At 69.5% G+C, this 23707-nt stretch carries 16 protein-coding genes; 9 read left to right on the forward strand and 7 right to left on the reverse strand.

Annotated elements, in window-relative coordinates:
* Positions 1 to 276: 276 nt before the first annotated feature.
* From rfbC to rfbA, 3 genes are read left to right on the forward strand one after another with little or no spacing between them, the layout of a single operon-like run.
* Entirely contained in the window at positions 277 to 852 is a 576-nt protein-coding gene (gene rfbC / locus G0Q01_RS12280; RefSeq protein WP_164213423.1) for a dTDP-4-dehydrorhamnose 3,5-epimerase, read from the forward strand.
* The gene (gene rfbB, locus G0Q01_RS12285; RefSeq protein ID WP_164213424.1) at positions 849 to 1919 is read left to right on the forward strand and encodes a dTDP-glucose 4,6-dehydratase; all 1071 of its coding nucleotides are present in this window, start codon (positions 849 to 851) and stop codon (positions 1917 to 1919) included. Before rfbC ends, rfbB begins: the two co-directional genes overlap by 4 nt.
* 57 nt (positions 1920 to 1976) lie before the next feature.
* Complete coding sequence (rfbA, locus tag G0Q01_RS12290) at positions 1977 to 2852, forward strand: glucose-1-phosphate thymidylyltransferase RfbA (protein WP_164213425.1); 876 nt, start codon at positions 1977 to 1979, stop codon at positions 2850 to 2852.
* Between the two features lie 41 nt (positions 2853 to 2893).
* On the opposite strand, the gene G0Q01_RS12295 is transcribed toward rfbA, so the two are convergent.
* Both G0Q01_RS12295 and G0Q01_RS12300 read right to left on the reverse strand, forming a co-directional pair.
* A complete protein-coding gene (locus tag G0Q01_RS12295; protein WP_164213426.1) occupies positions 2894 to 4537 on the reverse strand; it encodes a hypothetical protein in 1644 nt (547 codons plus the stop codon).
* Between the two features lie 356 nt (positions 4538 to 4893).
* Positions 4894 to 6798: a rhamnan synthesis F family protein gene (locus tag G0Q01_RS12300; protein WP_164213427.1), complete on the reverse strand. Its 1905-nt coding sequence runs from the start codon at positions 6796 to 6798 to the stop codon at positions 4894 to 4896.
* A 224-nt stretch (positions 6799 to 7022) separates the two neighbouring features.
* On the opposite strand from G0Q01_RS12300, the gene G0Q01_RS12305 reads away from it, so the two are divergent.
* From G0Q01_RS12305 to G0Q01_RS12320, 4 genes are all read left to right on the forward strand, one after another.
* Positions 7023 to 9059, forward strand: coding sequence for a glycosyltransferase (locus tag G0Q01_RS12305; protein ID WP_164213428.1), 2037 nt, complete (start codon positions 7023 to 7025; stop codon positions 9057 to 9059).
* Positions 9060 to 9064: 5 nt separating this feature from the next.
* Entirely contained in the window at positions 9065 to 9562 is a 498-nt protein-coding gene (locus tag G0Q01_RS12310; protein WP_164213429.1) for a hypothetical protein, read from the forward strand.
* 210 nt (positions 9563 to 9772) lie between these two features.
* Positions 9773 to 10786, forward strand: coding sequence for a GDP-mannose 4,6-dehydratase (gmd, locus tag G0Q01_RS12315; protein ID WP_164213430.1), 1014 nt, complete (start codon positions 9773 to 9775; stop codon positions 10784 to 10786).
* A gap of 43 nt (positions 10787 to 10829) precedes the next feature.
* Positions 10830 to 13409, forward strand: coding sequence for a glycosyltransferase (locus tag G0Q01_RS12320; RefSeq protein ID WP_164213431.1), 2580 nt, complete (start codon positions 10830 to 10832; stop codon positions 13407 to 13409).
* Positions 13410 to 13419: 10 nt separating this feature from the next.
* Here the strand turns inward: G0Q01_RS12320 and G0Q01_RS12325 are convergent, their stop codons facing one another.
* The 3 genes from G0Q01_RS12325 to G0Q01_RS12335 all read right to left on the reverse strand — a co-directional run bounded on the left by G0Q01_RS12325 (position 13420) and on the right by G0Q01_RS12335 (position 19626).
* Entirely contained in the window at positions 13420 to 14430 is a 1011-nt protein-coding gene (locus G0Q01_RS12325; RefSeq protein ID WP_164213432.1) for a DUF2793 domain-containing protein, read from the reverse strand.
* Between the two features lie 190 nt (positions 14431 to 14620).
* Positions 14621 to 16681 (reverse strand): DUF4214 domain-containing protein, encoded by a 2061-nt coding sequence (locus G0Q01_RS12330; protein WP_164213433.1) that lies wholly within the window; start codon positions 16679 to 16681, stop codon positions 14621 to 14623.
* A gap of 191 nt (positions 16682 to 16872) precedes the next feature.
* Positions 16873 to 19626 (reverse strand): DUF4214 domain-containing protein, encoded by a 2754-nt coding sequence (locus tag G0Q01_RS12335; RefSeq protein ID WP_164213434.1) that lies wholly within the window; start codon positions 19624 to 19626, stop codon positions 16873 to 16875.
* A 186-nt stretch (positions 19627 to 19812) separates the two neighbouring features.
* Here G0Q01_RS12335 and G0Q01_RS12340 point away from each other — a divergent pair, with 186 nt between their 5' ends.
* Complete coding sequence (locus tag G0Q01_RS12340) at positions 19813 to 20757, forward strand: glycosyltransferase (RefSeq protein WP_164213435.1); 945 nt, start codon at positions 19813 to 19815, stop codon at positions 20755 to 20757.
* Between the two features lie 48 nt (positions 20758 to 20805).
* On the opposite strand, the gene G0Q01_RS12345 is transcribed toward G0Q01_RS12340, so the two are convergent.
* Together G0Q01_RS12345 and G0Q01_RS12350 are read right to left on the reverse strand one after the other, a co-directional pair.
* The gene (locus G0Q01_RS12345; RefSeq protein ID WP_164213436.1) at positions 20806 to 21468 is read right to left on the reverse strand and encodes an ABC transporter ATP-binding protein; all 663 of its coding nucleotides are present in this window, start codon (positions 21466 to 21468) and stop codon (positions 20806 to 20808) included.
* A 13-nt stretch (positions 21469 to 21481) separates the two neighbouring features.
* Complete coding sequence (locus G0Q01_RS12350) at positions 21482 to 22789, reverse strand: hypothetical protein (protein WP_235940101.1); 1308 nt, start codon at positions 22787 to 22789, stop codon at positions 21482 to 21484.
* Between the two features lie 87 nt (positions 22790 to 22876).
* Between G0Q01_RS12350 and G0Q01_RS12355 the strand changes: the two genes are divergently transcribed.
* Entirely contained in the window at positions 22877 to 23704 is an 828-nt protein-coding gene (locus G0Q01_RS12355) for an ABC transporter permease (RefSeq protein WP_164213437.1), read from the forward strand.
* Positions 23705 to 23707 lie beyond the last annotated feature (3 nt).

A 23707-nucleotide genomic window follows, 5' to 3' on the forward strand; every position in this document is an offset into this window, starting at 1 on the left:
CAAGTGGCCCAACACAGCCAGACGTCACCGTTTGCCGTTCTGCCGTCTTCTGGCGAGAGCTACAAGCACCAGTTGTCCTTCAGAGCAGCGATACGGCTAATGCTCGCCGCCAACGCCTTCACAAATCGCAACTTCCCGTTTCTGTGTTGCCTTTCAGCCCTTCCAAGGGACGCCCCTGCCGCAGATCGCGCGCTTCTTGGCTCGCCCCCTTTTCTTGGGGGTAGCTTCCTGTATAGACAGGTCTTCGAATTGGATTACACGGTAAGAACTCGCCTTATGCTGGAAATCGAAGATACCATCTTGGCAGGGGTAAAACTGCTCACCCCCCGCCGGTTCGGCGACAATCGCGGGTTCTTTTCCGAGAGCTGGAACAAGGCGCGGATGGCCGAGCAGGGGCTCGACTATGACTTCGTGCAGGACAACCATTCGCTTTCGGCCAAGACCGGCACGGTGCGGGGGCTGCACTTCCAGGCGCCGCCGCATGCCCAGGCCAAGCTGGTGCGCTGCGGCCGCGGGCGGCTCTTTGACGTGGCGGTGGACATCCGCAAGGACTCGCCGACCTATGGCAAATGGGTGGGCTATGAGCTCAGCTTCGAGAACGGTCGCCAGCTGCTGATCCCCGAGGGCTTCCTGCACGGGTTCGCCACGCTGCAGGACGACACCGAGATCATCTACAAATGCACCGATTACTACGCCCCCGAGTGTGACGGCGCGGTGCGTTTCGACGACCCCGGGATCGGCATCGACTGGGGCACGGACACCAGCAACGCGGTGCTGTCGGAAAAAGACGCCGCGGCCCCCCTGCTGAAGGATTTCGACAGCCCTTTCACCTTCGAGGACTCCCAGGCATGAAACTTCTGGTCACCGGCGGCGCTGGCTTCATCGGATCGGCGGTGGTGCGCCTTGCCATCGCCCGCGGCCACGAGGTGGTGAACCTCGACGCGCTCACCTATGCCGCCTGCCTCGACAACGTGGCTGAGGCCGCGCAGAGCCCGCTCTACGCCTTCGAGCAGGCCGACATCCGCGACCGCGCCGCGCTTGACCGGATCTTCGCCGCCCACAAGCCCGACGCGGTGATGCATCTGGCGGCGGAAAGCCATGTCGACCGCTCGATCGACGGGCCGGGCGATTTCATCGAGACCAATATCACCGGCACCTACAACATGCTCGAAGCCGCCCGCGCCTACTGGACAGCGCAGGGCAAGCCCGAGAGCTTCCGCTTCCACCACATCTCCACCGACGAGGTCTTCGGCTCGCTGCCCGCCGATCCTTCGGTGCAGTTCACCGAAGAGACGCCCTACGATCCGCGCTCGCCCTACTCGGCCTCCAAGGCCAGCTCGGACCACCTGGTGCGCGCCTGGCACGAGACCTACGGGCTGCCCGTCGTGCTGACCAACTGCTCGAACAACTACGGGCCCTACCACTTCCCGGAAAAGCTCATTCCGGTGGTGATCCTCAACGCGCTCGCTGGAAAGCCGCTGCCGATCTACGGCACTGGCGAGAACATCCGCGACTGGCTCTACGTCGAGGACCACGCCGACGCGCTGCTGCTGGTGGTGGAAAAGGGCGCGCTCGGGCGCAGCTACAACATCGGCGGCGAGAACGAGCGCACCAACCTCGAGCTGGTGAAGACCCTCTGCGCCATCCTCGACGCCAAGCGTCCGAAGGAGAACGGCTCCTACGCCGACCAGATCACCTTCGTCACCGACCGCCCGGGCCATGACGCGCGCTACGCGATCGATCCCTCGCGGATCCGCGAAGAGCTCGGCTGGCGCCCCTCGGTGACCGTCGAGGAAGGCCTTGAGAAGACGGTGCAATGGTATCTCGACAACGAGGCCTGGTGGCGCCCGCTGCAGGCCCGCGCGGGGGTCGGCCAGCGGCTCGGCACCGGCGATGCTGCGCAGAAGACCCCGGCCTGATCAGACCGGGGCCAGATTTTCCTCCCAAACCACTCCTGACTTGAGGCACTGTGTAAAATGACAAAGCGCAAGGGTATCATCCTCGCAGGAGGCTCCGGGACCCGGCTCTACCCGATCACCCTAGGCGTGTCGAAGCAGCTGCTGCCGATCTACGACAAGCCGATGATCTACTACCCGCTCTCGGTGCTGATGCTCGCCGGCATCCGCGAGATCTGCCTGATCACCACGCCGCAGGACCAGGAGCAGTTCCAGCGCACCCTCGGCGACGGCAGCCAGTGGGGCATCTCGCTCACCTACGTGGTCCAACCCAGCCCCGACGGGCTGGCGCAGGCCTTTATCCTGGCCGAGGAGTTCCTCGCCGGTGCCCCCTCGGCGCTGGTGCTGGGGGACAATATCTTCTACGGCCACGGGCTGCCCGAGATGATGGCCCAGGCCGACGCCCGCGAGAGCGGCGGCACGGTCTTCGGCTACCGCGTCGCCGATCCCGAGCGCTACGGGGTGGTGGATTTCGACAAGGACGGCCGGGCCACCTCGATCATCGAGAAACCCGAGGTACCGCCGTCGAATTATGCGGTGACCGGGCTCTACTTCCTCGACGGCACGGCGCCCGACCGCGCCAAGCAAGTGCAGCCTTCGGCGCGCGGCGAACTGGAGATCACCACGCTCTTGGAGATGTACCTGCACGAGGGCCAGCTCGACGTGAAGCGCATGGGCCGCGGCTATGCCTGGCTCGACACCGGTACCCATGGCTCGCTGCTCGACGCGGGCAACTTCGTGCGCACACTGGAGAAACGTCAGGGCCAACAAGCCGGCTGCCCCGAGGAGATCGCCTTCGACCAGGGCTGGATCGACCGCGAGCAGCTTGCGGCACGGGCCGAGAAATTCCGCAAGAACGACTACGGGCGGTATCTGATGGGGCTGCTCAGGGGGTAAGGGCGCGGGGCCACCCGGAGAGAGGGCCCCGCCACTTCACTTCAGCGCTGCCCGCGCAACGCGTTGAGCACCCGCCGCACCGGCGCCGTGATGCGCCAGGAGGTGCTGCTGCGCAGCGCCCTGACCTCCTCTGCGGCCTTCTTGGCCTTCTGCGCATATGTCTCGTAGTCGGCGGTGAGCCCTCGCAGCCGCGCCTCCTTTGCCCGGTTCGAGGCTTCAAGCTGCGCCTTCTCCGAGGAGAGGGCGGCAAGCTTCTGCTTGAGATCCCGAAAATGCGCTTGGTTGTCCGAGGACAGGTTGCGCAGCTCGTCCAGCGCCACGGTCAGCTCCGCGGTCTCCCGGCGCCACTGCCCGGTCACATCGGCGAGCCGGGCTGCATGGCGCTCCCTGAGCGCCGCCATCTCTTTTTCGAGTTCCCCAAACCCCTCGAGGGCGGCATCGCGTTCCTCTTCCGCAGCCTTGGCCCGCGCCGCCTCCTGTTCGGACTCGAGGCGGCGCTGCGCCAGGGCGCTCTGGGCCTGAGAAAGTTCGGCCCGAAGCCCGGAGACCGTGTCCTCGAGCTCGACCCGCGTCTCAGTCCATCCGGTTTCGGCCGCCTTGAGCTTCTCCAGGGCATCGTCCCGCTCGGCCCGCGTCTCAGCCCATCCGGTTTCGGCCGCCTTGACCTTCTCCAAGGCGCCGTCCCGCTCGGCCTGCAGCGGCGCGATCTGCTGCTGTGCCTGCGCAAGCTCGACACGGCCCTGCTGCTGCACCTCCTGCAGCTTCGCCTGCAGGCTGAAGCGGTCCTGTTCCGGCGGGCCGACCAGCTGCCCGAAGGCCGGGGCGGCGGCATTGAACTCGGCGCGGATCCGGTCGAGCCGCTTGTGATCGGCCGTCTTCTCCGGCTGCTGCACCCAGCGCTCGAGAATCGCGTAGGTGTCGCGCACCCAGACCGACAGCGTGGGGTTCTCGATGATCTTCTCGGGGACTTCCTCGAAATGCCGCAGCTTGCCGGAGAGGAAGGCCTCGATCTCCATCGAGCTGCGGTCGTCGAACCGCGGCCAGCTCACTCCCAGCGCGCTCTGCAGCGCGATCACCTGCTTGACCCAGTTCTGCAGCACCGCGGTGTAGCTGGTCGTGCAGCGGCGCATGCCGCGTGTCCCCGCCTCGGCGTCGAGCACGTGGCGCAGCCAGACCAGCATCCCCTCCGAGGCGTCGATCCCGTCCCGGGTCTGCATCGATTTGGCCACTTCGAGCGGGTTGCGGTGGGTCAGGATCGGCAGCAGCTGGAAGCCGGCCATGCGGGCCGCCTCGGCCCAGAACGGCACCAGGCGGCAGATCCGCGGGTCCTTGAGCACCCCCAGTGTCGCGCCTTCGAATTCCGAGAGCAGCACATCCCGCGCCCGGAGCAGGTAGGCCTGTCCCTGGGCCGAGGCGACCCAGGCCGGGCTGATCTCCCGCCAGTCCCGCCAGCTCGATCGCACCACCCGCAGGATCTCGTCGTTGAGCTGGTAGACCTTCAGGCTCTCGAAGTAGCCCTTGGGATTGTTTTCATTGGCCGGCATCGGCGATTTCGGCATCTCGCAGCCGAGATGCGCCAGGATCCCCCCCAGCGCCGAGGTTCCCGAACGGTGCATCCCCAGCACCACAGCAAGGTACCGTAGGGGGGCCTCTCCTCCTGCGAGGTCACGGTCGTTCTCACTCATTGCCTGGCCTTCACGTTTGAATCCACGCGGTCCCCCGCGCTTTTGTCGAGTTTTCAAGTCAACCAGAAAACCTTGAACCCGGTTTGCACAGCCCGCACCTCGCCTGCTCAAGAGCGGTTGGGGTCGCGCCGCACGAACGCACCCGGGACCCTCCCTCTCGGACAACTACAAAGGCTCCTCTCCTCCTGAAGCCCCGCAATGGCAAACCCCGAGTTATGAGCTCCCTAGCCTCACCCCAACACTCCATTCATGGCCGCGAATGTAAATATTTCGCTGAACCCGCGCCGTCGTGATCCCGCCAAGCGTGTCTTCCACGCCCCATCGCTCCCAGACCGCCTCGGAATACGCCGCCCCGCTCAGCCCTCGTAATACACCCTATCCGGACCCAGCACCTGCGCCAGGTATGCCCCATCCGGGTCAGGGATGTAATCCACCTCGGCGCGGTCGTGGCCCGAGGCGAGCCCGGGACGGCCAGAACCGCCCTTCAGCCCCAGGTGCAGCGCCGGATGATCCTGGATGAGGTACTTGGGCCCCTCGAAGCCGTGCCACCAGTGGCGGTCGATCAGCCCCTGCTGGCGGATCTCTTCGTTCTCCGAGCGGCAGACCCGCTCCAAGCATTCCGACGCCGGGCCGCGGCGGAAACCGCTCTGGGCAAAGGCGGTATGGGCGGGCTGGAAGCCATGTTTCCAGGCGCGCCCCTGCAGGTGGTAGTAGCGGATCAGGTTGAGCCCGACGAGATCGAAGCTGTCCAGCCAGGGCAGCAGGAACGCGGCGTAGAGCGGCGAGTACCAGTCGTCATCCTCGAAGATCAGCACCCGCTCGGCGCTGAGGTGCTCCAGTCCCGCCAGCACGTTGCAGGGCAGCGTATGCGGCGGATCCTGCGGGCCCGGCGCGCGGCGCACGTAGGTCGCCCAATCCGGCAGCGCGATATCTTCGGTAAGCGGGCGCGCGCCGTCGTCCACCACGATCCATTCCCTTGGCTGCAGGCTCTGGGTCGCCACCATGCGCAGGCATTGCGCGAAGGCCTCGGGCCGGTCGCCGGTCGGGGTGAGAATGGTATAATCGCCCACCGGTGCCGCGGCCCGCGCCGCCGGGCTGTAGCGCCGCTCCGCGCCGAGCCCCCGCGCCTGCCCCGCCGCCATCGCCGCGACCGCCGGTGTGATCCAGCGCGTGCCCAGCCCGCCAAGCAGCTCGGTCATCGGGATGTTGCGGCGCGGCGCCTCCGGCGGCAGGCCGGGCATCACCTCCACCGGCGCTGCGGGATCGAGGCAGGAGGCCAGCGCCACCTGCCCGCCCATCGCCTGAGCCAGCAGCCCCGGCAGCCGCTCGCCGGCCCGCGCCAGCTGGCCATCGCGCTGCACCGGCCCGAACTCTTCCGCCCTGAGGCAGCCCATCAGCCGCTCGACCAGCTCGGCGCGCAGCCAGCACGCGGCGCCCGCGAAAAAGCCCCAGTCGGTCTCCAGCGCATCGGATGGCCCCCCGGCCTTTCCGAGCAGCGCGGTCAGCACAGCAGCCCTCTCCGGCAGCGCGCTCGGTCCGTGCCGGAAGAGCTCGCGGGCGCCGCCGAGCAGCACCTCGGGGCGGTCGCGGAAGATCGCCTCGAACTCTGCCACCCGCTCTGCCGGACCCACGGCGCCGCGCAGCAGTGTCTCGCGTAGGGACGCGGGCAGCCTTTCCGCCTGCGAGCCGAGCCTGCAATAGACCCGGTAGCCGCGCCGGTCGATCCGCTCGAGCACCTGCAGGAAGGCGCCCACGTCCTGCCCGAGGTTGTCCACCGCCACAGGCACCGCGCCCGGGAAGGCAGCCCGGATCAGCGCCTCGTCATGGGTCTTCGAGCCGCGCGGGTAGCTGACGTAGATATCGGCATGTTCGGGGAAGGCCGCCAGGGCCCGGCGCAGCTCGTCGAAGACCCCGGTGTGATAGGCATGCACGATCACCGCCATCTCGGCGGCCTGCCGTCCCTCCCGCTCCGGGCGGGCGACCGGCCCCAGCGGCGGCGTCAGTTCGCGGCCCTCGGCCCGGCCGTAGCGCTCGTAGTGCAAGAGCGGGTTCACCCCGGCGGCGGCGACATCGGGATGGGCGGCGAGATAGCCGCGGGTGCTGAACCCCGGTCCCGGATCGAAGCCGGCCGCCGCACCCTCGCGCAGGTAGTGCAGCGCCGCAAAGACCGGGCGCGCGCCCGGCAGGTAGCGTCGGACGTACCAGGAGCGGTCGAAATAGGGGCTCCGTCCGATGCGCGCCGCTGCCAGTAATCGCCTCAAGAGATGCTCCCGTCCCGCCCGGCTCCGCCCCCGAAAGGCGCGGGGCCGGATGCTTTTCTCCTAGCTATCCGCCCCGCTCCAGCTTTGCCAGATCCGCGCCGCCAGCCTTGCGTGCCGCGGCAGCCACGCCACAGGCGCCGCCCGACGCCCTGCACTTGCCGCTGCGCGCGGGCTCTGCGAGAACCTTGGCAAATTCCCCGCCCGAAGAGACACCCCAGAGACGCATGGCCGAAACCGACCCCTCCCTCGCCCCCGTGCGCCTGCTGCTGCATGGCGGCGAGGACCGCACGCTCGGCGGCCCCAGCGTGCGGGTGCCGCGCAGCGCCGAGGCGCTGCGGCGGATCGGCTGGCCCGCAGAGGCCGGGCTCTACGAAAGCGCCGCGGAGATCCCCGAGGAGACCGTGCATCTGTTCAACGTCTGGCCGCCCGAGAGCGCGCTGGCGGCGCTGCGCGATCTCAGGGCGGCGGGCAAGCGGATGGTCTTCTCGCCGATCTACCTCGATTTCAGCGAGATGCCGCTCTGGGAGCCGCTGCAGCAGCCGGATCTGCCGCCGCAGACCCGCGCCGCGCTGCGCCGCCAGCTGCAGACCCGCGGCCAGCACCACGAGATCGCCCCGGGCTATCACGCCATGGTGCGCGAGATGCTGGCGCTTTGCGACCACGTGATCTTCCTCAGCGAGGCCGAGCGCGCGGCGCTGGCGGCGATCGGCGCCGAAGTGCCGCCCGAACGCGCCAGCCTGATCCACAACCCGGTCGATGCGGCGCTCTGGCCGGGCGGCGATCCGGCGCTTTTCCGACAGGCCCACCTGCCCGCGGGCGCCGGCGATTACGTGATCTGCATCGGCCGCGTCGAGGCGCGCAAGAACCAGCTCAGCCTCGCGCGGGCGCTGCGGGACCTGCCGCTCGATCTAGTGCTGGTCGGCCATGACGGCGATCCCGGCTATGCCGCGCGGATCCGCGCCGAACTCGGGGAGCGGCTGATCCGCCCCGGGCGGCTCGCACCCGGCGGCGAGATGCTGCGCTCGGCACTGGCAGGCGCCCGCGCCTTCGTGCTGCCGAGCTGGGCCGAGGGCGCTTCGCTCGCGGCGCTCGAGGCGGCGGCGGCGGGCGTGCCGCTGGTGCTCTCGGAGCGTTCCTCGGAGCGCGAATATTTCGGCGATCTCGCGCACTACTGCGACCCCGCCGACCCCGAGAGCCTGCGCGCCGCGCTCGCGGCCACGCTGGCCGACCCGGGCGCCGCCGACCGCGCCGAGGCGCTGCGCGCGCATGTCGCCCGGCACATGTCCTGGGAGGGCTATGCCCGCGCCACCGCCGAGGCCTATGGCCGCGCCCTGCAAAACCCGCCGAAGGCGGCCCCCGAAACTTCCCCCGACCAGACCCTGCCACCGCTGCTCGCCGGCGAGATCGCCCGGGCCGGCAGCGAGGCGACCGAGCAGAAGATCCGCTTCGGCGCCGGCTGGCACGCGCCGGAAGAGAGGCTGCGCCGGACCTCTGCACCGCGCGCCGAGCTCTGGCTGCGCGGAGACCGCGCGCTGCGCCCCGGGCAGGAGGCGCTCTTGCTGCACCTAGGCATCAGCGGCACACGCGCCGACGGCGAGACCGCCGAACTGCGCGTCCAGTGCGGCAGGGCCTGTCTCTATGCCGCGCCGGTCACCGGCACCGGCCTGCCCGGCGACCTGCTGCTGCGCCTGCCCGCCAGCGCGCTAGATGGGGCGGGCGAGCTGCCGCTGGGGCTCGAACTGCCCCCCGGCCTCGGCCTCGGCTTCGCGCGGCTGCTCGACCCCGAGCTTTGCAACCCGCTCTATCTGCTTGCCAACCCGCAGGACTGGAGCTTTGGCCTGCTGCCGCAGGAGATCGATCTCGGCCTCGCGGCGCAGCGCGCCCTGCTCGCCCCGGGCCTGCAGGCCAGTGCCGCCTGGGGCGCCGGATCGCACGCGCCGCACCTGGCGCTCTTCCTGCCGATCCTGCCCGGCGCCCCGGCGCAGCGCCTCACGCTCAGCCTGCGCCCGGTGGCCAGCCCCGAGCACCCCTCGGGCGCGCGGATCTCCTGCAACGGCAGGCTGCTGGCCGAACCGCGCTGGCAAAGCAGCACCCCGGTGGAGCTTGACCTCGAACTGCAGGCGGCCGACCTGCAAGCCGCCCCCGCGGTGCTGCTGATCGAGCCGCTCTCCCCGGCCACCCCGGCGGATCTCCGCCTCGGGCAGGAGCGCGGCCTGGCCGGGCTCGGGCTCTTCGACCTCAGCCTGACACCGGAGGGATGAGCGCCATGCTGCTGCCGCCTCACAGCCGTTTCGAGCAGCCCATGGAGGGGCGCGAGCTGAGCACCGGCATCCGCCTTGGCCGTGGCTGGCATCCCGAGGACCCCGCGGACGCAGGCGCGGCCTGGACCCGCAGCCCGCGCGCCACGCTGCAGATCTCCGCCGGACATTTCACCGAGCCGGTGCCGCTGCGCCTGCAGCTGCGGGCCTTTTGCGCCAGCCCGGAGCAGCCCGGCACGCTGCGCCTGCTCAGCCCCGGCCAGCCGGTTCTGCAGCGCGTGCTCAGCAGCACCGCGCCGGTCACCCTGCTGCTGGCGACGCCGCGCCACGCGCCGGGAGCGGAAAGCACCGCGCTCACCCTCGCCTTCGACCTCTTCGGCAGCCCGCTGCTGGAGGGCGCCGGACCCGACGAGCGCCAGCTCGGCCTCGCGCTCCTCGATGTCACCCCGCGTTGGCCTCTGCGCCGGCGCCTGAACGCGGTGCTGTCCCGGCTGCGGCGCGGCTGATCATTGCGCGGGTCACCCCCCCAGGCCGTGTCTTGCATGTAGCACCTTGCCCCCGGGGTACGGTGCTGGCCCTGTGCGCTTGATCCCCCCCCACCGGGCCTCTATCAAATCTACGGACTTGTCCTGCTCCTGCACGGGTTCCCGCGCAGGAGAGGGACCAAGAAGGCGGCGCATACCGCCCGGACACGGACGTTTCAGAGGCAGGACCCCATGAAGACAGCATTCATCACCGGCATCACCGGGCAGGACGGCGCCTATCTCGCGAAGCTGCTGCTCGAGAAAGGCTACGAGGTCCACGGCGGGGTGCGGCGCATCTCCCATTCCGAGACCGTGCGGCTGGAGCTGCTGGGGATCGCCGACCAGGTCACCCTGCACGAGTTCGACCTGACCGAGCAGAACAACATCTTCAGGACCCTCCAAAAGATCGAGATGGACGAGTTCTACAACCTCGCGGCGCAGAGCTTCGTCGGCGCGTCCTGGGACCTGCCGATCTACACTTCCGACGTCGATGCCATGGGCGTGGTGCGGGTGCTCGACACGCTGCGCAGCCTGCGCCCGGACGTGCGCTTCTACCAGGCCTCGACCTCCGAGATGTTCGGCCTCGTGCAGGCCGTGCCGCAGAGCGAGACCACGCCCTTCTACCCGCGCTCGCCCTATGGCGTGGCCAAGGTCTACGGCCATTACATCACCAAGAACTACCGCGAGAGCTTCGGCCTGCACGCCAGCTCGGGGATCCTGTTCAACCACGAAAGCCCGCTGCGCGGCGCCGAGTTCGTCACCCGCAAGATCACCCTCGGCCTGGCGGCGCTGGCCCGCGGCGGCGAGGCGGCGGTGGAGCTCGGCAACATGGACGCGCAGCGCGACTGGGGCTTTGCTGGCGACTACGTCGAAGGCATGTGGCGCATGCTGCAGCAGGACGAGGCCGATGACTACGTTCTGGCCACCGGGGTGACCACGACGATCCGCGACTTCTTCACCTATGCCGCCGAGGAGCTGGGCATGGATCTGGCCTGGGAAGGCGAAGGCGAAGCCGAGACCGCCACCGACCGCAAGAGCGGCAAGCTGGTGATGAAGGTGAACCCGAAGTTCTACCGCCCCGCCGAGGTCGACCTGCTGATCGGCGACGCGACCAAGGCGCGCGAGAAGCTCGGCTGGGAGGCGCGCACCGACATTCGCGCCCTGGCGCGGATGATGGTCAAGTCCGACTACGACGCGCTCGCCTGAGCCGCCTGACCCACCGACTGCCCTTCTGCCCAAGGAAATCCCGATGAGCCCGCTGCTCTCCAAGCTCCGCTCCACCGCCCGCCGGGTGCTGAAGGGCCCACCGCCGCCGCCCGATGGCCACCAGTACCACGGCGCCTTCCGCGGCAGTCTCGACGGGCTCTCCGATGACGGTGTTCTGCGCGGCTGGGTGATCCGCCACGACAGCAAGAAGGGCCGGGTGCCGGTCGGGCTCTACGCCGGGACCACCCTGATCGACGCCCGCGTCGCCGATGAGCTGCGCGAGGACGTGCGCGACGTGACCGGCGGCGAGACGACCTGCGGCTTCCAGTTTCGCCTGTCGGAAATCCACCACCAGAAGATCGCCGAGGCCGGCGGCGCGCTGCGCCTGCGCATCGAGGGGCCGGAGGGGATCGAGCTGGGACGGCTGCAGCTCAAGGTCGAGGACGCCGCACCCGGCGCCGGGGCCGACCTGGTGACCCGCTGCCGCTTCGCGCTGAAGCGCGAGCTGGCGGCCCTGCGCGCGCTTCTGGACGAGACGCCCCCGGTCGAGGCCCTGCCCTCCGCGCCGGAGCCGCGGCCCGCGCTTCAGCGCCACGGCACCCTCCTGACCACCGAGCGGCTGGTGCCCGACATCCCCGAAAGCGGCCAGCCCGCTTATCTCGATTACGTGCGCTACCGCTACCGGCTGAACGAGCGCTTCCCAGTGGAGCCGGGGCTCGAATGCCAGGACCACTACCTCTACTGGTACATGAGCGCCTACCGCAGCGGCGAGAACCACCGCATCCCGGTCTCGGCGCAGCAGATCGCCTATCTCAACGCGCCGCAGACCATGGGCGGGCAGACCAATACGCTCACCCGCGTCATGTGGTGGCGGCTCATGGGCCGGCCCGACATGCTGGGGCGGCTCAACCTCAACGACCGCGACGCCTATCTCGACGTGCTGTTCTGGTGGGCGCATCAGGACGTGGCGACGCTCTACTTCGAGGATTGCCTGGTGCCGGAGGAGGTCGCCGAGGCGCTGCGCGAGGTGCCCCCGGCACGCCGGCTCGCCGCCTTCCCGATGAGCCAGTTCGCCGCGCGCTTCCACGCCGAGAACCCGAAGCTGAAGTTCCTCGACATCGAGACCGCCGAGGGCCGCAAGACCCTGATGCTGGTGCTGCTGCTGCAGGCGGCGCAGCGCCCCGACCTGCTGCGCTACATCCCGCAGGAGCAGATCGACGCGCTGCTCGCCCCGGACGCTTCCGGCGGGGCCTCGGAGCTCGAGCTCTTCGTCAACGCCCTTCTCGAAGAGGGTGATGAGCCCGCCCTCCAGCCCACCGTCCAGCCCATTGCCCTGCCCCGCGCCCGCTACGCCGCGGCGCTGCGCCGCAAGTACTTCGACCTCGGCAGTCGCGCCTTCCTGACCTTCGACCAGGCCGGCAACCGTTTCGAGGCCGCCGCCATGCCGCTGCCCGATCCCGCCCGCCGCGAGGTCGACGTGCAACTCATCGGCCCGCTGGCCAAGGCCTCGGGCCTCGGCCAGGCCACGCGGCTCTCGGCCGAGATCCTGCGCGCCACCGGGCTCGACGTGCGCGGCGTCGACTTCGACCTCGACAACCCGGCGCCCGAGGGCTTCTCCTCGGAGACGCTGATCGAGGATTACGGCCCGGCCAAGATCAACCTGCTGCATCTTAACGCGGAATCCGTGCCGCTGGCCTATGCCTACCAGCCCGATGTCTTCTCGGGCGCCTACAACATCGGCTACTTCTTCTGGGAACTCGACATGCCGGCCTATTGCCACTACCTCGGCATGTCGCTGCTCGACGAGATCTGGGTCTCCACCGACTACGGGCTGCGGATCTACAAGCCGGGGGCCGAGGGCAAGCCGGTGGTCAACGTCGGCATGTGCTACGAGGAGCACCCCGACATCACCCGCGAGACCGCCCGCGGCTTCGTCGAGGCGCGCTTCGGCTTCGATGCGAGCCACCACGTCTGCCTCGTCGCCTTCGACAGCTTCTCCTTCGTGCAGCGCAAGAACCCGGTGGCGGTGCTGGAAGCCTTCCAGCAGGCCTTCGAGGGCGTGCCCGAGGCGCGGCTGGTGGTGAAGACGCAGAACCGCACCAAGGTGTTCGACCCGGTGCAGGTGGCGCTCTGGAACCGCGTCGACGCGATCATCGAGAGCGATCCGCGCATCGTCGTGATGAACGAGACGCTGAGCTACCGCGACCTTCTGCAGCTCAAGGCCGGCTCGGATTGCTACATCTCGCTGCACAAGTCCGAGGGCTGGGGCTTTGGCATGATCGAGGCCATGGCGCTGAAGGTGCCGGTGATCTGCACCGCCTATTCCGGCAACATGGACTTCTGCTCGGACGAGACCGCCTGGCTGGTGGACTACGAGGAGGTGCCGCTCGAGCAGGGCGACTACATCTTCGTGCGCGAAGGCTCGCTCTGGGCCGAGCCCTCGGTCGCCGATGCCGCCCGCCAGCTGCGCGCCGCGCGCGACAACCCCGAGGCCAGCCGCGCCAAGGCCGAGGCGGCCTATTCCCACATTCGGGAGAATTTCTCGGTAGACGCCATCGCCGGACGCTACGGCGGGCGGCTGCGGGACATCCTCGCCGAGCTGCAGGCGCCGCGGGCGCGCTGAGCCCGGGGCGTCAGACCCAGCGGCCCACTGCCAGCACCGCGCAGGCGGTGGCGACCCGCGCGCCGCTGAGATCCCAGGCCGAGATCTCGGCGCTGCCCGCGGCCACCGCGCCGACCGAGAGCAGCTGCGCCGCCCCCGAGGCACAGCTGCCACTCACCACGGGCGGCGCGGCAAACCCCGCCGGGTAGCTCCAGCCGACCGCCCCCGCCGCGCTGCTGGTCAGCCTATGCCAGCAAAGCTGCGTGCCGTCCGCCAGCCGCAAATAGCTGCCCTCGGCGCCCGAGCCCTGCTCGAGCAGCGCGCCGGTGCTCTCGCCGGCCGCCTGCGCCACCGTGCCGAGCACGCCCGAGCCGCCGAGCGCGCCATCGACCCGCGCGCCCTGCGGCAGATGCGCGACGCCGGTGGCCGCAGAAACGCTCAGCCCGGTCCGCCAGGTCGCGCCATCGCCCGAGACCTTCACCGCGAAATCATCGCCCCCGGCGCAGCCCATCTCGGCACGGCCCGACCAGCCGGACTGGAAGAGCAGGCTGGCGGCATCCCCCACCGCCGCCTTGTTGATCTTCAGCTGGTGACCGGCGCCGACGTGGCTGAGCAGCGTCGCCTCCGAGGCCACCGCCAGCCGGTTCACCGCGTCGGGCGCGGCATTCACCCCAAGCTCGAGCATCTGGCCCCGGCTGGGCAGCGGCATCTCCTGCCAATCGCCCCCCTGCCAGACCAGCGCCGCCGCCTCGTCGAGCACGAAAGCCCGCCAGCCCGGCCCCGGCGCGAGGAACTGCCAGGCCGTGCCGTCCCAGAAGGCCAGCGCCCCGCCCTGCCCCGACCAGGCGCCGCCGGCATCCGCGGGCAGCAGGTAGCGCGCCCCGGGCGCGGGGGCGGCAGGCGGCTCGGAAAGGTTGCGGCTCTGCACCGCCAGCTGCACCAGCGCGTCGAGCCGCAGCAGCGCCTCGTTGTGGGTGACGTGCTTCTGCGCCTGCGCCGGGGCGAGATAGGGCAGTGAGAGATTGGCGGACAGATCGGACATGCGGCGGCTCCCTGCGCGATACCCCCTCGCGGAGGCTCATGGCAGGCAGGGTAGGCGCAGCGCCCTTAAGCGGATCCTGCCCCGCCGCGCGCGCAAGGCGCAACGGCCCGGGCGGCCCTTGGGGACGCCTTGAGAGAGGATCGATCCGGGCGAAATCGCCCGGATCAGAGACTGTTTTCGGCTCCGGCCCTCAGGCCAGCTCGAGCCGCGCCCCGGTCATCAGGTCGAGATCGATGCCCAGCAGCACCAGGTCCGATCCGCCCGCGGTCAGCAGCAGATCGTCGCCGTCCTGCACGAAGGCCGCTTCCGCCTCTGCCGCATCGGCAAAGTCGAAGCCCTCGAGGCGCAGCGTGTCCCAGCCCTCGAAATCGGCGATCGTGGCGCTGCCGCCGCTGGTGAAGACGAACAGATCCGCATGGGTCCCGCCGACCAGCACGTCCTCGCCGATGCCGCCGTCGAGCACGTCATCGGTGCCCTGGCTCCGCATCCAGGCCTCGTAATCGGCCTCGGTGCCGGCGGTGAACTCGGCGCTCTGGGCAAAGCCCTGCACCACCTCGGCGCGGCTCATGCCGTTGTCGAGCCGCTCGGTCCAGTTCGCCAGCCCCGTGGCATCGGCCTCGCGGCCCAGCACGTTGTTGTAGAGCAGGTTGACGAAATCACCGTTGTCGAGCGCGCCGTAGGTGTTCTGGAACTCGCGGCTCTGCACGAATCCGTCGACCACCCCGAGATAGGACTGCCCGTCGGCCAGCCGGCCGCTCCAGTTGTCGAAGCCGGTGACATCCGGCGCGCGGTCCAGCGTCGCCTGGTAGAGCCGGAAGACATCGTCCCCCCAGGAGGCCACAGTCTCGCCGGTCATGGCGTGGTGGTGGATGCCATAGGCCGCCGCATCCGCCGCGGTGTTGCCGATGAACTCGGGACTCTGCGAGAAGCCCAGCACCACCTCGGGGCGGCTCCAGGAACCATCATCGAGCCGCGCGGTCCAGTTCGCCAGCCCGGTGGCATCGGGGTCGCGATCCAGAACGTTGTTGTAGAGCAGGGTGACGAAGCCCTCGTTGTCGAGCGCACCGTAGGTGTTCTGGAACTCGGGGCTGCCGGTGAAGCCGGCCGCGACCTGCTCGAGCGTCATCTCGCCGCTCTCGAGCCGCTCCGACCAGTTGCCGTAGCCCTCGAGGTTGGGGGCGCGATCCAGCGTAGCCAGGTAGAGCCGGTAGACCGTGTCGCCCTCGGCCGGGCGCTCGAGAGCATGATCGCCGAAGAGCACGTCATCGCCCGCGCCGCCAAGCAGCGTGTCCGACCCGCCCCCCCCGATCAGGGTCTGATCCACCGTGCCGGTGCCCTGCAGCAGCTCGTCCGCCGCCGTGCCCTGGATCAGCGCCGCCGAAGAGACGAGGTCTCCTGCCGCCGCCTCGCCCGCGATGGCGTCGAGCTTGAGGTTCTCGCCATCCATGCGCACCGTGTAGCTCAGGTCGCCGGAAATCCCCGCGCCCGAGAAGCTGACCTCGTAGACCCCGTCCGGCAGCACCAGCTGGTAGCCGCCTGCACCCCAGCTGGTGGTGGTGTAGGTGCCCGCGGCGCCGGTGGCGGTGACGGTGATGCCGCCCAGCCCCTCGCCCATGTCGTAGAAATCATCGCCGTCGGCATCGTCGATCACCACGCCCAGCAGCTGCGACTGGTAGTCCGCGCGGGTGCCAAAATCCTGCGTCATCGCGTAGGGGCCGATTTTGCCCGAGGCGGCGGCGACGCCGATGCCGATCTCGGTCACCCCCGAGGAGAGAATGGCGTTGCGGTGCCCGGCCGGGCTCTGCATGCCGCCGGGGTCGGCGCCCCAGTCGATGTAGAAGGCCGCGTGGCTGTGCAGCGGATCCTCGGCATAGGAAAAGACGTTCTCGTTGAGCCGCGTCCAGCCGGTGTAGCCCGCCGCCACGACCCGATCGCGCAGCACCGGCTCGTCGCCGATCTGGTGCGCCTGGGTCTCGGTGTCGATCATCAGCTGGGTGTGGCCGTCGGCGGCATCGGCCAGGGCGCTGTTCCAGGCCAGCGGCGCCACCGGGTCATAGGCGGCGAGCTGCTGCTTGAAGAGATCGAGGTCGACGCCGAAGTAGTCCAGCGCCTGGGTGATGTTGGCCTGGGCGCCGGTGCCGCTGGCGGCGTCAGTGATCAGCGCGTCGAACTCCCCCGTGGGATCGAGGCGGGCGCGGTTGATGTATTCCAGCATCTGCTGTTCAAAGGCGGTGGGGGTCTGGGTCGACATGATGTCCTTCGTGTTTTTACTCTGGTGCTTGGGAAATTCCGAACTTCTGAACTCTGAAACCGCTGGAAGCCGGGCTTACAGGTAGGTCTAACTTGCCAAAGCTAGCTCACTCCCCCCTCACCGGCCACAGGCTTGACGGGGTTTCGCGCGAGCCCCGTATAGGCCCGACACTGCCCTGACACTGGCTGGCCCTAGACCAGCAACATGTCATCGTGAATATCAGATTGAAGCACCCCCTGCAGGGTGACGCTGCTGCCTTGGGCGGAAAACGCCACCCCCTGCTCTCCCTGCTCCAGATGCGCCCGGATCTCCGCCGCCGAGCCGAAACCGAACCCCTCGAAGACCAGCAGGTCCCAGCGTTCGAGATCGGCCACCACATGGGTGCCCCGCGCCTCGGCGCGAAAGACGAAGCGGTCCGAGAGCATGCCGCCGACCAGCAGGTTGGCGCCGCCGCCGCCGTCGAGCAGGTCGTCCTCTCCGGGCCCGCGCAGGAAAGCCAGCAGGTCCGGGGCGCTGCGGGCGGTGAACTCGGCGCTCTGGGAAAAGCCGCGCACCACCTCGGCGCGGGTCATCCCCGCCTCGAGCCGCGCGGTCCAGTTGGCCTGCCCCGGCGCGTCGCCCTCGCGACCCAGCACGTTGCGGTAGAGCTGCGCGACAAAGCCCGCCGCGTCGAGCGCACCGTAGCTCTGGCGGAACTCGGCGCTGGCGGTGAACCCCTCGACCACCTCCAGAAACGGCCGGCCCTGCGCCAGCCGGGCGCTCCAGTTCAGCAGGCCCGGCAGGTCGGGCGCGCGGTCCAGAACCGCCTGGTAGAGCCGGAAGACATCGTCTGCCCAGCCCTGCTGCAGCGCCTCGCGGCTGTGCCCGGCCGCCCCCGCGGCACTGGCGGCGATGAACTCGGGGCTTTCGGAAAACCCCAGCACCACCCGCTCGCGGCTCAGGCCTGCCTCGAGCCGCGCGGTCCAATTGCCCAGCCCCTGCGGCTCGGGCTCCCGGCCCAGCACGTTGCGATAGAGCAGCGTCACGAAACCGGCGTCATCGGGGGCGCCATAGGTCTGGCGGAACTCGGGCGCGCCGGTGAAGCCCGCCGCCACCGAGACAAGATCGCGCTCGCCCGAGAGCAGCCGCGTGCTCCAGCTCCAGAGCCCGGTCGCGTCGGGGGCGCGGTCCAGCGTGGCGCGGTAGAGCCGGTAGACCGAAGCCGCGACCGGATCAAAGCCGGGATCGCTCACCGCGCCGCTCAGCACATCGTCTCCCGGCCCGCCGAGCAGCAGGCTGCCGGCGGCGGTCGGCGTTCCACCCGGAGAGCCCCCTGGACCTTCGCCCGGCGGCTCCTCCGGCGAGTCAGGCTCTGATCCGGGCTCTTCCTCCTCCGGCACCTCCTCCACCGGCTGCGGCTCGGGGATCGGGCTGGTGCCCAGATGCCACAGGTCGCGCAGGTCCCCGATGTCGAAATCCGCCGCCGAGAGCGGGGTGCCCGCGGCGCTGCGCACCTGCAGCACGTCCCCGCCGATCTTGATCCGCGCGCCGGTGGAACTGGGGGTGATGGTCAGCGCCGCCACCGTGTAGAACCGCCCCATGCCCGAGAGGTCGATGCGATCCACCCCCGGCTCGAAATCGTCGATCCGGTCAAGCTCGCCATCGCCGCCGATCACGAAGACATCCGCCCCGGCGCCGCCGTGCAGCCGGTCCCGCCCCGGCCCATCGATCAGCACGTCGTCCCCGCCGCCGCCGCGCAGCGTGTCATCGCCTGCCCCGCCCGCGACCTGGTCATTGCCCGCGCCGCCCTGCCAGCTGTCCGCCCCGGCGCCAAGCTGCAGCCTCGCGCCGATCTGCCCCAGCTCGGCGCGCAGCAGGCTGATCCCGCCCCCGGCGCCGGGCGGCCCCTCGGGCCAGCCGCCGGCGACGTAGACCTCGAGCGCGGTGCCGGCCCCGCTGCCGCTGCGCGCCAGCGCCAGCGCCGCGGGATCGCTCAGCGCCATGCCCGCGTCATCGGCCAGCGTTGCCAGGTGCAGAAGCCGCCCGCCCGGCAGCAGGGTCAGCAGGCTGAGGCCGTCGTCGCGGCCACCCGCCACCAGGTAGAGCTGCCCGTCCACCGTGAGGCTGGCCAGCGCGGTGACCCCGGCGAAGCGCGTGTGCAGATCGTCGCCGACAAGATCGGTGACCCGCATGCCGCCCTCCGCCGCCAGCGCCACCACCGCCAGGTGCCCCGAACCCGCGCCGATCAGCGCATAGCTCTGCCCGGCCACCCGGGTGACCTCGAGCAGGGTCGGCGTGTCGAGAAAGAGCCCGTCGTACACCCGCAGCTGGCGCATGTCGCCGAGCGCGCCGGAGGGCGATATTTCCCATGAATAGAGACTGTTTTCCCCGGGCGAGAGCGCCAGCACTCGGCCCTGCGCGCCAAGCTCCGCCACCGCCAGCGCCGAAATCGGGCCCGTGCCGCCAGCCGCGGCCACCGAGCGCAGCACGCCCCCGGCTCCGGCCTGCCAGACCTCGATCCCCGCGCCCTGCCGCGCCGCGCCGACCAGAAGATCCGCGCCGCCGCCCTGCCCCGGACGCACCGCCAGATCCGCCAGCGCCCGCGCCGCGCCATCGCCGTAACGCAGCGAAACCCGCTCTGCGAGCGCGCCACCCGCGCCGAGCCGCCAGCCCTCGATCCCCGCGCCGGCGCCGCCCGGCACCAGCAGCAGATCTTCGCCGCCGATCTCTGCGGCGAGCAGCCGGCGTGGCGCGGAAAGTCCTGAATGAGAGCCTGCATAGCCCTGGACCGCGGTGATCCCCAGCCCCGCCGACCAGCCCAGCAGCCCGGACCCGGCGCTGTAGAGATGCAGGCCGCCCTCCGCAGGCCACGCCCGCAGCGCCGATATCCCCACCATCTGCGCCGCACCCGCCGGAGCGAGTGCGCCCCCGGCAAACTGCGTCGTCACATGGCGGAGCTGCGCCATTTCGGCTCCTCGGTCCTGACCGGCATGAGCTCCAGCTATGCCCGCGCGACCCTCGCCACGTGGTTAACGCCGTGCCCTGAAATCCGCGCAAAATGTCTCGCATTGTCGAGAACTGCCGCGCGCGGTTGCGCGCTCCGCCGCGCTCCGGCATGACCTAGGGCAAGAGCCCCGGCAGAGAGACCCTCCATGCGCGCGCCCCAGCCCCCCTCGGGGCAGACCCGGATCACCATCCTGCTGGCCACCTGGAACGGCGCCGCGCACCTGCAGGAGCAGCTCGAGTCCTACCGGGCGCAGACCCATGAGACCTGGGATCTCTGGGTCAGCGACGACGGCTCCAGCGATGGCACGCCGGCGATCCTCGAGGCCTTCCGCGCCGCCGAGAGCCCCCGCCGCGAGGTGCGCATCGTCGCGGGGCCGCGACGCGGCCATGCCGCCAACTTCCTGTCGCTGCTGTGCCACCCCGAGCTGCCCGCCGGTCCGGTGGCGCTCTCGGACCAGGATGACGTCTGGCTGCCCGGCAAGCTGGCGCTGGCGCTCGCGGCGCTGAAAAATGCCGGGCCGGTGGCGCTCTACGGCGCGCAGAGCATCCACACCGACCAGGCGCTGCGCCGCATCGGCGGCTCGCGCCCGCCACGTGGCAGGCCCTGTTTCGGCAATGCGCTGACCCAGAACGTGGTGAGCGGGCACAGCGCCACGCTCAGCGCCGGGGCGCTCGAGCTGGTGCGCCGCGCGGGCGTGCCCGAGGGCATTCCCTACCACGACTGGTGGCTCTACCAGCTGGTCAGCGGCGCTGGCGGCGAGATCGTCATCGACCCGGCCAAGGTGCTCTATTACCGCCAGCACCTCAGCAACGCCATGGGCGCGCACCAGGGTCTCTCGGCGCGGCTGGTGCGGGCGCGGCAGGTGCTGGGGCGGACCTACGCGAACTGGATGGCCGCCAACCTCGCGGCGCTGGAGAGGGTCTCAGGGCTGCTCACACCGGAGAACCGCGCTCTGATCGAGACCCTGCGCGCGGAGCGACCGCAACCGGGGCTGTCGCGGATGCTGACCTTCCGCCGGCTCGGCCTGCACCGGCAGACCCGGCTGACCACGGCGAGCCTCTACCTCGCTGCAGCGCTGGGGCGGGTCTGAGCGTAACAGTCTCTAATCAGGGGCAATATGACCAAACGGCGGGCAAGTTCAGGCGCGGCGCTTCATGTTCTCCTCGTGCTCGCGGATGCCCCGGTCGACGTCGTCGTGGAAGGTCAGATGACCGTTTTCCAGCACAACCACCGCGTCGCAGAGCTGGCTGATCTGCTTCATCGAATGGCTCACCACCACCGCTCCGGCGTTGCGCATGCGCTCCTTAAAGAGCGCGTCGCTGCGCGCCTTGAAGGAAGCATCGCCCACCGCGGTGATCTCGTCCACGAGGTAGGTGTCAAAGGCGATACCCATGGAGGTGCCGAAGGCGAGTCGCGATTTCATTCCCGAGGAATAAGTCTTCAGCGGCAGGTGGAAATGCACACCGAGCCCGGCGAAATCCTCGACGAAGGCAATGAGCTCGTCGGTGTCGACGCCGTAGATTCTCCCAATGAAGCGGCAATTCTGCGCGCCGCTCAGCTCGGGATGAAAGGAGCCAGCAAAGCCCACCGGCCAGGAGATCGAGCCCGAGGAACTGATCTTGCCCGAGGTCGGCGGCTCGGTGCCGGCGATCATCTTCAGCAGCGTCGACTTGCCCGCGCCATTGCGTCCCAGGAGCCCCACCGAGCGACCGCTGGGGAAGGTCATGGAGACATTCTCCATGATGGTCTTGCGCTTGCCTTCCATGACGAAGGTCTTGCTGACGTTCTCGAAGCGGATCATCTCCGGCGCGCCCTCAGCGGCGGTCCTTGACCGAATAGGCCAGCAGCACCGCGGTCGACCAGAGCAGGAAAAGGAAGAGCGAGACCACCATCAGGAGCGTGAGACGGCTCGGGTATTCGGCGGTCTCGGCGCTGGTCGGCTTCATGTAGGCGGCAAGGTAGCGGCTCTTGCGCTTGGCCTCGGCGAGCGCGCTGTCATAGGCGGCCAGCGCCGAGAGGTACGCGCGCTCGGCAAACTCCCGGTCGACCGAGAGCCGCTCGTAGTCGCCCACGAGATCGGCAAAGACCTGGCCGTTCGCCCCCGAGCCCTCGAAGCCGAGCTTCTGGCGCTCGGCCGAGATGCGGGTGCGGATCACGTCGAGCCGGCGCTCGGCCTGGGCGACGCGCGGGTCGTTCTGCTGCGAGGTCTCGCGCAGGAGGTCGAGCTCGATGATCTGCTCGGCTTCCTGCGCCTGCAGGTTGCTGAGCAGCCCGGCCTGGCTCTGCAGGTCGATCTGCGGGTCGATGATCTGGGTCTCGTTGCGGAAGCGGGTGACTGTCTCGCGCGCCACCTTGAGCCGCTCGACCGCCTCGTCGAGCTCGTCGCGCGAATAGCTGATCGCATCGGCCCGGGCCACGGCGCTGAGCTCGTTGATCACGTCCGCGCTCTCGTCGAGCAGGGTCTGGGCGATCAGCGTCGCATCCTCGGGACGGAAGGCGCGCACCTCGACCTCGATCAGCCCGGCGCTGTAGGAGATGCGGACCATATCGCCCCAATAGGCCAGCAGCTGCTCGATCGAGGCATTCTTCTCGAGCTTGAATACCGGGTCCCAGCCCTCGGGCGACCAGATCGCGTGCAGGTCGATCTTCTTGTCGATGTCCGAGACCAGCTTCTGGCTCTGAATGAACTCGTAGAGGATGTCGGTGTCCGAGGAACTCGAGCTCGAGAGGTTCGTCAGCCCGCCCAGCAAGTCGACCGCCGAGGCGGCGTCCTCCTGGCGCACGGTGAAGCCGACCTTCGAGGCGTATTGATCCGCCGCCACCAGCCAGAGGTAGAGCGCGGTGAGAATACCCGGCAGCACGACGCAGCCCAGGAAGCTCAGCAGCATCAACCGGTGCCTGCGCTGGGGCTTCGCCGCCCCCGCCGGAGGGCGGGCCGGAGCTTGGGTTACGGCCTTCGGCCCCGGTTTCTGGCCGGGTGCCGGCACGACCGCCGGGCGCGGCAATCCAGCTGCGGCCTTTTGCTCGGCGGGGCTGCTGGGCTGGGCGGAACCGGGCTTGGCCTGCCCTCCCTGCTGCGGCTGCGCCTGCTTGGCAGCCTTGTCCTTGGCGGGTTGTGTCAAACGAGCCCCATGGGAATGTCATTTACCTCAAGGCGATGCTAATACACCTCAGACGCACAAGATACCAGTTTCCGGAAGACCCCACGCATGAGCACCGAAGGTTTTGCGCCCCCCCCCCAGACGCCTGCCACGGCCACGGTTTCCGGCCGGCGCTCCTTTCCCGGCGCGCGCTCGGTCGCGGCACTGATCCTGCGCGAGATGGCCACCAGCTACGGCCGCTCGCCGGGCGGCTACATCTGGGCCATCCTCGAGCCGATCGGCGGCATCGTGATGCTGTCTCTGGCCTTTTCGGCCTTCCTGCGCCACCCCAGCCTCGGGATCAGCTTCCCGATGTTCTACGCCACCGGTATGATGCCCTTCGTCATGTACAGTGAGTTGCAAGGCAAGATCGCCAGTTCGTTGAACTTCTCGAAACCGCTGCTGGCCTATCCGACGGTAACGTTCGTCGATGCCATCGCCGGGCGCTTCATCCTGGCGGTGATGACCAAGCTGCTGGTCAGCTACATCATCTTCGGCGGCATCATGCTGATCTACGAGACCCGGGTGACCCTAGACTTCCTGCATATCTTCGAGGCCTTCGCCCTGGCGGGGCTGCTCGGGCTGGGGCTTGGCACGCTCACCTGTTTCGTCTTCACCCGCTTTCCGCTGGCGCAGCAGGCCTGGGGCATCGTCACCAAGCCGCTGTTCCTGGTCTCTGGCATCTTCTACCTCTACGAGACCATCCCCCATCCCTACCAGAGCTACCTGTGGTACAACCCGCTGGTGCATATCATCGGCATCATGCGCAAGGGTTTCTACCCGACCTATGACGCCAATTACGCCTCGCCGGTCTACGTGCTCTCCATCGCGCTGATCAGCCTGACCCTCGGTCTGCTGCTGCTCCGGCGCTACCATGCCGAGATCCTGAACCGCTGAGCC

The organism is Salipiger sp. PrR007 (assembly GCF_010499845.1).
In the GTDB taxonomy this organism is placed as follows: domain Bacteria; phylum Pseudomonadota; class Alphaproteobacteria; order Rhodobacterales; family Rhodobacteraceae; genus Salipiger; species Salipiger pacificus_A.